The following is a 12,244-nucleotide window of genomic DNA, read 5'->3' on the forward strand; positions in this document are numbered from 1 at the left end:
TTCGCGATCAGCTGCTTGTAACGGGCGTTGGACTCGCTGGCGGTACCGAACCCCGCGTACTGGCGCATCGTCCACGGCCGCCCCGTGTACATCGAGGGGTACACACCACGCGTGAACGGGTACGCGCCGGGCTCCCCCAGCTCCACGCCCGGATCCCAGTTCTCCAGATCCGACGGGCCGTACATCGGCTCGATGGGCAGTCCGGACTCGGTCTTTCTCTCGCGTTCCATCAGTTCCGCCTCCCGGAAGCCCGGCCTGGTCGCGCAGACACGTGGTGCGGCAAGCTTCGGGCACTCCGCTATGGCGCCGCCGGAGCGGGAGACGATCAGCCCGGGGCGGTCAGGGCGTGCGGGCGCGCACAGCCCTGACCGGCCGGGTGGCGGGCGTCATGCCGGCGACTCGAGGAGCGTGCCGGGCACCGGCCGCAGATGACGTACCGCACGCCGTGGGGCGACCGCCCGCGGACGGGTCCTGACCTCCGTAGGCGTCCGTTCCTGCGCCAGGACGTCGCGCAGCGCCTCGCCGAACAGGGCGATGTCCTGTGCCGAGTGGTCCTCGTACACGGAGGCGCGCAGGGCGGTGGTGAGGTCGCGGCCGGGCAGAAGGAGCGGGTTCTCCTGGCCGACGGTCTTGCGTACGACGATGCCTCGGGCCGCCAGTTGCCGCCGGACCTGCGCGGCGGGCAGCCGGTCGTGCCGGAAGGTCAGGATGTTGGACTGGATCCGGCCGGGGACGAGCAGCTCGGTGCCCGACGCCTTCTCGACCTCGGCACGCAGCCCGGTGGCCAGGCTCGGGTCGAGGACGCTCGCCCGGCGTTCGGCCAGTGCGGCGTTCAGGGCGACGACGGCCGCGCCGTGGGGTGACGCGGCGACGGCACCGTGCGGGGCCAGCGCCTGCCACAACCTCCGTGCGGTGTAGGCGAACCCGATGGACTGCGGCCCGCGCAGGAAGCGCCAGCCGTCGGCGGTCAGCAGGTCGCACGCGATACGGGAGACGTCGACGGGGAGCTGGCCCACGGCGTACGAGGAGTCGACGGCGTACAGGCCGCGGTACGGGGCGAGGATGCCGCCGATCTCCTCGACCGGGTTGACGATGCCGCAGCCGGACGGGACGTGGGTCACCGAGACCAGCGCGACGTCGTTCCCGATGTGCTCGGCCATCCAGTCCAGGTCCAGATCGCCGTCGGGGCGCAGCGGCACGACGTCCAGTCCGCAACGGGTGCGGTCGCGCAGGGCGAACAGCGTGGTGAGGTTGGCGACGCCTTCGTACGGCGTCGTCCAGATGCGGTCGCCCGGGCCGAGCGGCAGGCGCGTCACCAGGGCGGCGAACGTGTCGGCCGCGCCGGTGGACAGGACGATGTCGCCGGCCGGTGCGTGCAGCAGTGCGGCCAGTCGTGCGTCGAGTTCGTCGCGCACGCCGTCGCCGAGGTACTCCTCCAGTTCGTGCGGACCGTGACGGTCCTCGTGCCGTGTCCACTCGATGAGGGCCGCGCGGGCGGCGGCGGGCATCGGGCCCGAGCCGGCCGGGTCCAGATGAACTCTCACATCGCCGTGGGACGTCGTGTTCATGTCCGGGGCCTCCCCCCGTTCCATGTGGCAATCTCTTGCCTGATGAGTTGGCAATACCTTGCCAACAGGTTCGGGGAGTTGGCAACATGCGCTCCGGCGGCGCTCTAGTGAAAGCGCCGGAATCGGTACATTCGGAGCGCCCGGAAGCGTGGGCCTCGGATCGGCCTCGGTTTTTTCTCCAGCGGTTGCCCAGATTTGCCAAATCGGCTCCGAACCCTCGGAGTTGGGGTGTTTCCGCAGGCCAAGTGGGCTTTGTGCATGCTCCTCAGATGGCTCTCGCCTCTTCCCGGAGGGGTTCTGGTGTCTTTCTTGACCGAATGTCCACCCATTCGCGAGGAATTCACGAGGTCAGGTTGCCAATCTTCTTGGCAACAGGTTGCCAAACGGCACCGGAGAAGTTGTCACAGAGGAGTCAGCCATGAACCGCATCGCCCGCATCGCCACCACCGCCGCTGCCCTCGCCGCCACCGCGTTCGCCGGCGTCGGAGTCGCCGCCGCCACCGCGGACACCCTGGTCCGCACGAACACCTCGGTGAGCCTCGCGGACGACATCGGCCACCCGGTCGCCCCGGCTTCCACCGACGACATCGGCTACCCGGTCGCCCCGGCCTCGACCACGGACGACATCGGCCACCCCGTCGCTCCGGCTTCCACCACGGACGACATCGGCCACCCCGTCGCTCCGGCTTCCACCACCGACGACATCGGCCACCCCGTGGCCCCGGCCTCCACCACCGACGACATCGGCCACCCCATCGCCCCGGCCTCCACCACCGACGACATCGGCCACCCCATCGCCCCGGCCTCCACCACCGACGACATCGGCCACCCCATCGCCCCCGCCACCATCGCCGCTGTCTGAGGCCCCGTCAGTTCTGGACGAGCCTCGTCACCGAGAAGCCCCCGCCGGCCCTGTGCCGCAGCGGGGGTTTCGGCTTTTCCGGGGTTCTGCCACGGCGCGCGGCTCCCGCACCCCGGTCGCGCCCGCTCCCACCTGCGACTCCACCAGCGCTCAAGCGCTTCGAGACGAGCCCTCGAAGGGGGGTTGCCAAGCTTCTGGCAAGAAGTTGCCAACCCGGAAGACGCGTCGTTAGGAGCAAAGTGATGTCGGTCCTGTCGGTCTCCGATCTCGTCGAGCAGCACGTCCGCGACCAGCCCGCCGCGACCGCGGTCACCTACCCGGGCGACGGTGGCGGCGAAGTCTCGCTCACCTACCGCGAGTTGAGCGAGACCGCCAACCGTCTCGCCGCCCACCTGACCGCCCGCGGCGTACGCCCCGGCGACCGCGTGGTCACCGCGCTGCGGCCGGGCCCGGCCATGGTGGTCGCGTTCCTCGCCGTCGTGCGGACCGGCGCCGCCTACGTGCCCGTCGACCCGGCCAACCCCGCCGAGCGCCGCCGGCTCATCGTGAGCGACAGCTCGGCCCGCGCCGTCCTGACGCAGAGCGCCGACCCGCAGGAGTACGCGGGGCTCGACGCGGAGCTCGTCGACCTGGACGCCGAGGCCGCCACGATCGCCGCGCTCCCGGACACGCTGCCCGCGCCGGCGGCGGGGCCGGACGACGCCTGCTACGTCTGCTACACCTCCGGGACCACCGGCACGCCCAAGGGCGTCGTCGTCCCGCACCGGGCCGTGCTCGACTTCGTACGCTCCCACGACTACCTGCGGCTGGACGCGGACGATGTCGTCGCCCAGGCCGCCAACCCGGCCTTCGACGCCGTCACCTTCGAGATCTGGACGACGCTCGCCGCCGGCGCCCGACTGGTGGGTCTGTCCAAGGAGACCGTCGTGGACCCTGGCCGCTTCGAGGAGGCCGCCCGGGCGCACGGCATCTCCGTGATCTTCCTGACGACCGCCCTGTTCAACCTGATCGCCCGGGAGCGGCCGGCCGCGTTCGCCCCGCTGCGCGCGGTGCTGTTCGGCGGCGAGGCCTGCGACCCGCGCCGGGTGCGCGAGGTGTTCGCGGCGGGCGCCCCCCAGCGGCTGCTGCACGTGTACGGGCCGACCGAGACCACGACGTTCGCCACCTGGCACGAGGTCACCGAGCCCGCCGAGGGCGCGCGGACCATCCCGATCGGGCGGCCCATCGGCGCCACCACGTCCGCCGTCGTGGACCGCGACGGCCACCAGGTGCCGGCCGGCGGTACCGGTGAACTCCTGCTCGGCGGCCCCGGCCTGGCCACCGGATACCTGGACCGCCCCGACCTGACGGCGCAGCGCTTCGTCGAGGACCGCTTCACCGGCGGCGACGGCCTGCTCTACCGCACCGGCGACCTCGTGCTGCTGCGGGAGGACGGCGCGCTGGAGTTCGTGGGACGCGTCGACGACCAGATCAAACTGCGCGGCTTCCGGATCGAGCTCGGTGAGATCGAGTCCCACCTCGCCTCTCACCCGGGCGTGTCCGCCGCCGCGGTGTCGCTGCACGAGACACCTGACGGCGACAAGCGCCTCGTCGGCCACCTGGTGCCCGCGGCGCCGACGGCGTCCGCGGCGGAGCCCGACGCGCAGGTCACCGAGTGGAAGGAGATCTACGAGGCCCTGTACGACGACGCGGGATCGGTCGCGCTCGGCACCGACTTCGCGGGCTGGAACAGCAGTTACGACGCCCTGCCGATCCCGCTCGACCAGATGCGCGAGTGGCAGGGCGCCACGCTGGAGCGGATCCGTGAACTGCCCCGGCGCCGGGTCCTGGAGATCGGCGTCGGGACCGGCCTGCTGATGGGCGAACTGGCCCGCGACCCGGAGTGCGAGGAGTACTGGGGCACCGACTTCTCCGACCGCGTCATCGCCGCGCTCACCGCCCAGACCGGCGCCGACCCCGACCTCGCGCAAAAGGTGCGGCTGCGCTGCCAGAGCGCCGAGGACACCACGGGGCTGCCCACCGGCCGCTTCGACGCGATCGTCATCAACTCGGTGATCCAGTACTTCCCGAGCCTCGCCTACCTGCGGACGGTGATCGAGCGGGCGCTGCCCCTGCTGGCTCCGGGCGGCGCGCTCCTCCTGGGCGACCTGCGCAACCTGGACCTCGCCCGCTGCTTCCAGACCGGCATCGAGCTGGCCTCGCCCGGCGCAGACGACCACCCCCGCGAGACGATCCTGCGCAACATCGAGCAGCGCGTGCAGCTGGAGACGGAACTCCTCCTCTCCCCCTCCCTGTTCGACGCGCTGGCCCGCGAACTGCCCGCTGTGCGTGCCGTCGACGTCCGTGCCAAGCGGGGCGTCCACCACAACGAACTGACCCGCTACCGCTACGAGGCGGTCCTGTGGACCGCCGAGCCGACCGCCGACCTCGCGGACGCGCCGGTGCTGCGCTGGGGACAGGACGTCTCCTCCGCCGCCGAGGCCGGCGCCCGGCTCGGCGCCGGCCGCCCGGCCGCGCTGCGGCTGTCCGCGGTGCCCAACCTCCGGGTGCACGAGGAGTTCACCGCGCTCGGCGAGCTGGAGGCAGCCGCGCCGCTCGCCGCCGGACCGGCCCCGGACCCCGAGGAGCTGTGCGCCGCCGGCGAACGCCTCGGCTACCTGGCGCTGCCGACCTGGTCGGGGCAGAGCGCCGAACTGCTCGACATCGTCTTCGTCGACCCGGACCAGGTGCCGGCCGGGCCGCTCACCGGCGTGCACGCGGCCCCGGTCATCGACATCGACGCCGGTGCGAACACGCCCAACGCCTTCGACCGCACCGTCGACCTGGAGGTCGCGCTGCACGGCTACCTGCAGGAGCGCCTGCCGGACTACATGATCCCGTCCGCTCTCCTGCTGCACGAGGCACTGCCGCTGAACGCGAACGGCAAGGTCGACCGCAAGGCGCTGCCCGCTCCCTCGTTCGCCTCCGAGCAGGCGGGCACCCAGCCGGGCACCCCGCTCCAGGAGATCGTCCGCGACCTGTTCGCCGAGGTCCTGGGGATGCCGCGGTCCCGCGTGCACGCCGACTCCGACTTCTTCCTCATCGGCGGGCACTCGCTGGCCGCCGCCCGGCTGCTGTCCAAGGCCCGCGCGAAGCTGGGCGCGGACCCGGGCAGCCGCGCCCTGTACGACGCGCCGACCCCGGCCGCGTTCGCCGCACTGCTCGGCGACGGACCGGCCGCCGCCGGACCCGTCGGCGCGCAGGACACGAGCACGCTGCTCCCGCTGCGGCTGCGCGGCGCCCTGCACGAGCGCGCCCTGGACCAGGCCCTCGCCGACCTCGGCAACCGCCACCCCGTGCTGCGCCACTCCCGCCTCGGTTCGGCCGGCACCCGGCTGCGGGCCCTGGCCGCCGACGACCACCTGCTCGAACTGACCCTGCCCAGCGCCTCGGTCGACCCGTGGTCGCACCTGCCGCTGGCGGCCGAACTGGCCCGGGCCTACGGCGCCCGTGCCACCGGCGACGCCCCGCACCGCTCCCCCGCCGCCCTCGACGCCACGCCCCGCGCGCAGCACGGCGACCTCGCGCCCACCGCACTGCCGGGTGCCACGCCGTCGGACGAGTCCGCCCACGGCACGGTGACGGCCGAGCTCGACGAGCACCTGCACACGCGGCTGACGGAGTTCGCCGCCGAGCACGGCGCGACCGTGTTCATGGTGGCGCACACCGCGCTCACCGCCCTGCTGACCCGGCTCGGCGCCGACTCCGGCGTCACCGTCGCCGCCCCCGTACCGGCCCGCGACGGGGCGGCACTGCGCGCCGCCGTCGGCCCCTACGGGCGCACCCTGGCCCTGTCGGTGGACGCCTCGGGCGACCCGGGGTTCGCGGCCCTGCTGCGCCGGGTGCGGGAGGCGGATCTGGCGGCCTACCGCGACGCCGCGAGCCCGCTGGCGCTGCCCGGCGGTGTCGCCCTCACGGTCCTCCAGGAGGCGGACGGCCGCTTCGAGGCGGCCGGTCTCACCGTCGAGCCCGAGCTCGGCGAACCGCCGGTCCCCCAGGCCGACCTCGGCCTCACGCTGACGGAACGGCAGACCGCCACGGGCGGCTGCGCGGGCATCCGGCTCACCGCGGCCCACCGCCTCGGCGCCGTCGACAGCGCGACGGCCGCCTCGCTCGCCGAGCAGTTCACCGCCCTGCTGGAGGCCGCCCTCGACAACCCGGAGCTGGCGATCGGCCGGCTGCGGCTGTCCGGCTCCGCCGACGAGCCCGGCACCTGGGCGGGCACCGACGCCGCCCTGCCCGACGGCGACGTGGCGTCGCTCTTCGCCGCCCAGGTGGCCCGCGACCCCGAGGCGATCGCCCTGCCCGGACTGACCTACGGCGAACTGGACTCCCGCGCCGACCTGCTGGCGCACGCGCTCATCGACCACCGGGCGGGCCCGGGCACGTCGGTGCTGACCGCGCTGTCCTCCCCGACCGCCTTCGCGGTGGCCGCGCTGGCCGTCGCCAAGACGGGCGCGGCCCTGCTGCCGGCCGACCCGCACCGACCGGCCCCCGAACTGTCCGGCAGCCTGCGGCCGGTGGTGCTGCTGCTCGACGAGAACGCCGACCTGCTGCTGCCCGCCGTCCCCGGTGCGGCCCGCCTCGTACGCGACGAGTCCGCGCCGGCGCCGGCCGGCGGGTACTGGCCGATCACCGACGCGGACCGGACCCGCCCGCTCACCGCGGACGACGCGGTCCTGCTGATGCCGAGCGACGACGGCACGGTTCTCGTCGGCACCGGCCCGATCGCCGCGGCGACACTGAGCGGCGCCGACGACACCGCTTGGCTGGTGCACGGCTACCCGGACGGGGACGCCGCGCTCGGTCTGCTCGGAGCGCTGGCCGCGGGCTCCCGCCTGCACGTGCCGGACGCCTCCCTCACCCGGGCCGTCCCGCACGAGGTGCTCGGCTGGCTGCGCCGCCGGGACGTCCGCACGATCCTCGGCGGCGCCGACGAGACCCTGTGCGCGCTGCTCGCCCTGGCCCGCGCCGAGGGTTCCGCGCTCGCGGTCAGCGGCGGCTGGGCGGAAGGCCGCCTGGTCGTGGAGCAGTCCGGTTCCGGCCCCGCCCGGCCCGCCGCCGGCTACCGCGCCTACGTCCTCGACGCCGACCTGCGTCCCGTCGGTCCCGGCGAGGAAGGCGCGCTGTACATCGCGGGCGCGGGTGTGGCCCAGGGCTACGCCGGGGCGCCCGCGCCGACCGGGGAGCGGTTCCTGCCCGACCCGTTCGCCCCGGCCGGGACCACCGCCCGGATGTGGCGCACCAACCGCGCCGCGTCCCTGGACGCCGGGGGCGACCTGAGGGTGCTCGACCACCCGGCCGACGACGACCCGTTCGCGGACGAGTTCGCCACCTTCGTCGTCCTGACCGACGCCGCCGGCCACAACTCCCTGTGGCCCGCCTCGGTCCCGGCCCCCGAGGGCTGGCACGAGACCCACGCCGAGGACCTGTACGAGCTGTGCCTCGACCACCTCGACACCGCACCCAGCGACTCCCTGTGACCGCCGCCGTCCACCATCCGCACCGATCCGTCCCGGAGGACACCGTGACCGCCCCCACCCTGGCTCCCGCACCCACGACCCCGGCCGACGCCGGCACCGACGCCCGCCACCACGTGCTCGACCTGACCCCGCGGGAAGCCCGCGCGGCCCACGCTCTGGCGGCGGAGTGCCTGGCGACGTACAAGGCGTCCGACGACGCCCGCTTCCTCGACGAGGCACCGGTGCTCGCCCACGATCTGCCGGTGGCGGTGCGCCGCCATCTGAACGCGGCCCGGCGCGACGAGACCACGCACGCCACGATCATCCGCGGCAACGTCGTCGACCAGGCGGCACTCGGCTCCACCCCGGGCCACTGGAGCGAGGCGGACACGGAGGCGAGCCAGGTGTACGGCTGCCTGCTGGTGCTCTACTCCGCCCTCCTGGGCGACATCACCGGCTGGTCCACCCAGCAGGCGGGCCGCCTGGTCACCGACATCCTGCCGAGCAAGGGGTACGAGAACAGCCTGATCTCCGCGTCCAGCGCGCTGGAGCTGGCCTGGCACACCGAGGACGCGTTCTCGCCGTACCGGGCCGACTGGGTGGGCCTGTTCGCCCTGCGCAACACTGCCTCGGTCCCCACGACCGTCGCGCACGTCGACGTGCGCCGACTGCCGGAGGGGCTGCGCCGGGTGCTCGCCGAGCCCCGCTTCATCGCCCTGCCCGACTCCGCCCACGAGTTCGCCGAGGGCGCCTTCGTGCCGGAGCCGGTGCCGGTCCTGGAAGGGGCCACCGACCAGCCGGTGCTCCGCATCGACCGGGACTTCTTCCGCGCGCAGGACGGCGACGCCGAGGCCGCCGAGGCGCTGGCCGCCCTCGTCGCCCACCTCGACGGCAACCTCACCGACGTCGTCGTGCCGACCGGCGCCGTCTGCTTCGTCGACAACCGCAACGTGGTGCACGGCCGGCGCGCCTTCCGCGCCGGGTTCGACGGCGGCGACCGCTGGCTCAAGCGGGTCAACCTCGTGCGCGACCTGCGCCGCACCCGCCCCGGCCGCCTCGACGGCTCGACCCGCGTCATCGGCTGAACCCCGCCCCGGCCCACCGGACCCGCCTCACACCAGACTTGGAGTACCTCCCATGAGCGTCATCACCGCCGAGCCCGTCGCCACCGGTGCCACCACGACCGCCCGCCCCACCGTCCTGCTGGTCGAGAGCCGCCGCGCCACCTTCACCGACCACGTCCTGGACCGGGACGACGTGGACGTCGTCCTCCTGCGCTTCGACTCCGTCCCGCTGACCGAGGACTACGTCGAGCGCACCGCCCAGGTGCCGACGTTCACGCTGGACACGTCCGCGCCGCTCCAGGACGAGGCGGCCCGCTACCTGCGCTGGATGAAGGGCACGCCCGGCCTGCCGGTGCCCGGCTTCTTCTGCAACCCCAACGAGGCGCTCCAGGCGGACGCCCAGCGGTTCGCGGAGCTGGTCGGTCTGCCGCACCTGAGCCAGGAGCAGGTCGGCTGGGTGCGCGACAAGGCGACCATGAAGGACCGGTACGCCGAGCTGGGCATCCCGCACGCCGCGTACCGCCGGGTCACCGCCAAGGAGGACGTGATCGCGTTCGGTGACGCGCACGGCTGGCCGGTCATCCTCAAGCCGGTCGACGCCGACTCGTGCATCGGCACCTACCGCATCGACACCGCCGCCGGCCTCGCCGACGTCCCCGCGCTCGACCCGGACCTGGAGTGGATGGCGGAGGAGTACATCAAGGGGCGCGAGTTCCAGCTCTGTGCGGTGATCGCGCGCGGTGTGGTCCTGGACGCGTACCTGTCGAAGAACCCGGTGCCGATCCTGGAGGTCCTCGACGGCAAGATCAATGCCAACATCACGTACGCGCCGAGCGAGGAGATCCCCGTGGACGCGCGGGAGCTGGCGCAGCAGCTCACCGACGGGCTGCAGATCCCGCACGGCTATCTGCACGGCGAGTTCTTCCTCACCGAGGACGGCCGGTTCGTGATGAGCGAGGTCGCGGCCCGCCTCAGCGGCTGCGAGGTTCCGATGAACCACGGCCTGGCCTACGGGTTCGACTTCCTCCACGTCGTCCTCGACACCTACCTGGACCGGGTGCCGCTGCCGCGCTACGCCAGCGACCGTGCCGTGGGCGACCTGCTGCTGCCCACGCGGCCGGGCCGGGTCGTGCACCTCAGCTCCGAGGAGGAGCTGCTGCGCCTGCCGGGCGTCATCGGCGCCCATCTGACCGCCGCCGTCGGTGACGTCCTCGACCCGCCGCGCGCCTCGCACGCCTCCACCGGCTACGTCCACGTCGAGGGCGCCACCGCCGACGAGGTGGAGGAGCGGATGCACGCGGTGCTGCGCCACTTCGAGCTGAAGGTCGACGGCCCCGACGCGACGACCGGGCAGGCCGGGTCATGAGCGCCGGCACGCGGACGGCGAACCCGCAGGCCCCGGTCTTCGCCGCGTACGACGAACTCGACGCCTACGCACGGGCGGTGGGCACGCCGGACGGCCCGCTGCCGGTGTGGACCGGCGGGCGCGCGGACCTGCTCGACGGGATCTCCCTGGCCGAGCAGGTGTACGCGGGCCGCCGCACCCCCCGCCCGGCGGACACCGCCGTGCTGCTGGACGACACGCTGCCCGGCGCGCTGCTGGAGCTCGCCCGGCCGCTGGCCCGTCACTGGGTCGAGGACCCGGCCGAACTGCCCGCCGAGGGCTCGGTGCTGCTGATGGGCACGTACGCACGGCTGCGCGGCGACGACGTGCAGCACCTGATCGACGCCGCTCATGCCGCAGGGCGGGCGCTGTTCCTGCTGACCGGGCGCGACGCGCAGAGCCTGAGCTGGGTGGTGGCCAAGCAGTTCGCGCAGGTGACGGCGGGCGCGGAGGTCGGTGTGGTGTCCGAGCTGGACGCCGCCGATCCGGTGCCGGGCGCGGACGTGTGGTGCGGCGCGCCGGACGTGCGCCGGCTGGACGTCAAGGAGCTGGCGCTGGGCCGCGTGTGGCGGCGGGTGCTGTTCCACGGCAACGGCAAGGACGACCAGCTGAATCTGGGCCAGTTCACGCTGTGCGGGGCAAGCCCGGTCGCGGCCGCTCCCGGCGCCGCCGGCCCCAAGTGCGCCTACGGCCTGGGCTGCACCAAGCCCATGGACAAGCTGATCCCGGCGCGCGGCATCCGTGCCGCCGAGCTGGTGCTCGCCAACTGCTTCAGCGGCGCCCTGGCCGGGCACGCGATGTACGACCCCAAGTACCTGATCCTGCTGAACGCCCTGGACGGTCCGGCGCAGACGGTGCTCGCCACGCTCACCGCGTGCGACGGGCAGCGTCCGGAGAATCTGGCCTGGCTGGCCGGCGCGGACCGGTCCGGCAATCTGGCGTCGACCGTGAACGAGGCGCTGCGCGACATCAACCCCTACCCGTCGTTCGCCCAGGTGGGCCTGGAGTCGTCCGGGGCGGACGCCCCCGCGCCGGAGGCGGAGCAGTCGGAGGAGAACGCCCTCGACCTGCACACGCTCGGCGGCCGGCTGACAGGGTTCCTCGACAGCGGACTGCTCGACGCGGACCATCCGCTGCGGCCCCGGCTGCGGTCGCTGGCGGACACCCTGCTGCACGACGTGGTGCGCACCGTGGCCCTCTCGGCGCCCGAGGCGAACGCCTCCGCGACGGCGCTCGCCCAGGAGACCAAGTCCCTCGACCTGGCCCTGGCCCACCGCCTCGCCAAGCACCACGACGACCCGCTGCTGCAGTTCCCGACCTACTTCGGCGAGCGCAGCGTCGCCCTCGCGCCGTACGACCTGGACACGCCGTGCGCGTGCGGGCGCGGCCTGCGGGCCTACCGGCGGCAGGGCAGGGTGCCGGCCGTCACCGACACCGTGCAGGTGGTGTGCGCCCGCTGCGGCGATGTGGCCAACTCCCTGGCCGACGCGGTCGATCTGCGGGTGAAGGCGCCGGAGGACGTCGCCGCGGGCGGCACCCTCGACGTGGTCGTCGAGGCGGTCGCGCGGCGGGCCGGCACCGTCAATCTCGGCATCGTGCTGCCGGTCTACCTGGACGCGAAGGTCGGCCCCGTGCTGCGGCGCGTGGAGGCCACGGCGCCGGGCGAGCGGGTGCACGCCCCGTTCACGCTCCAGGTGGCAGCGGGCGCGACCCCGCAGGCGTACTACTTCTGCCCGTACGCGGTGCAGGACCTCGGCATCACGGTGGCGCGGGTGCACTTCACTGTGCGCCCCGCACCGGACACGAACACGGACACCCCCACGGCTGCGGACGCCTCGTCCGCGGCGGCCTGAACGGAGCGCACG

General features: G+C 73.9%; 7 protein-coding genes. 5 read left to right on the plus strand and 2 right to left on the minus strand.

The window, feature by feature from the left end; genetic code table 11:
• The coding region (locus ACZ4E1_RS35130) for a methylmalonyl-CoA mutase family protein (protein WP_467547187.1) at nt 1-230 on the minus strand (230 nt) is incomplete at its 3' end.
• A gap of 156 nt (nt 231-386) precedes the next feature.
• The gene (locus ACZ4E1_RS35135; protein ID WP_467547189.1) at nt 387-1,568 is read right to left on the minus strand and encodes an aminotransferase class V-fold PLP-dependent enzyme; all 1,182 of its coding nucleotides are present in this window, start codon (nt 1,566-1,568) and stop codon (nt 387-389) included.
• A gap of 418 nt (nt 1,569-1,986) precedes the next feature.
• Between ACZ4E1_RS35135 and ACZ4E1_RS35140 the strand changes: the two genes are divergently transcribed.
• From ACZ4E1_RS35140 to ACZ4E1_RS35160, 5 genes are all read left to right on the plus strand, one after another.
• Complete coding sequence (locus ACZ4E1_RS35140; RefSeq protein ID WP_467547191.1) at nt 1,987-2,430, plus strand: hypothetical protein; 444 nt, start codon at nt 1,987-1,989, stop codon at nt 2,428-2,430.
• Nucleotides 2,431-2,672: 242 nt separating this feature from the next.
• Nucleotides 2,673-7,952 (plus strand): amino acid adenylation domain-containing protein, encoded by a 5,280-nt coding sequence (locus tag ACZ4E1_RS35145; protein ID WP_467547192.1) that lies wholly within the window; start codon nt 2,673-2,675, stop codon nt 7,950-7,952.
• A gap of 44 nt (nt 7,953-7,996) precedes the next feature.
• Entirely contained in the window at nt 7,997-9,016 is a 1,020-nt protein-coding gene (gntD, locus tag ACZ4E1_RS35150; RefSeq protein ID WP_467547193.1) for a guanitoxin biosynthesis L-enduracididine beta-hydroxylase GntD, read from the plus strand.
• A gap of 52 nt (nt 9,017-9,068) precedes the next feature.
• Nucleotides 9,069-10,361, plus strand: a complete 1,293-nt coding sequence (locus ACZ4E1_RS35155) for an ATP-grasp domain-containing protein (RefSeq protein WP_467547195.1) — start codon at nt 9,069-9,071, stop codon at nt 10,359-10,361.
• Complete coding sequence (locus ACZ4E1_RS35160) at nt 10,358-12,232, plus strand: hypothetical protein (protein ID WP_467547197.1); 1,875 nt, start codon at nt 10,358-10,360, stop codon at nt 12,230-12,232. The genes ACZ4E1_RS35155 and ACZ4E1_RS35160 overlap by 4 nt, the downstream gene beginning before the upstream one ends.
• Nucleotides 12,233-12,244 lie beyond the last annotated feature (12 nt).

Source organism: Streptomyces sp. NPDC025806 (genome assembly GCF_055558275.1).

Coding starts and splice junctions, on each gene's coding strand:
- ACZ4E1_RS35135 (WP_467547189.1), bottom strand. CDS start 1,568: ATGAACACGACGTCCCACGGCGATGTGAGAGTTCATCTGGACCCGGCC.
- ACZ4E1_RS35140 (WP_467547191.1), top strand. CDS start 1,987: ATGAACCGCATCGCCCGCATCGCCACCACCGCCGCTGCCCTCGCCGCC.
- ACZ4E1_RS35145 (WP_467547192.1), top strand. CDS start 2,673: ATGTCGGTCCTGTCGGTCTCCGATCTCGTCGAGCAGCACGTCCGCGAC.
- ACZ4E1_RS35155 (WP_467547195.1), top strand. CDS start 9,069: ATGAGCGTCATCACCGCCGAGCCCGTCGCCACCGGTGCCACCACGACC.
- ACZ4E1_RS35160 (WP_467547197.1), top strand. CDS start 10,358: ATGAGCGCCGGCACGCGGACGGCGAACCCGCAGGCCCCGGTCTTCGCC.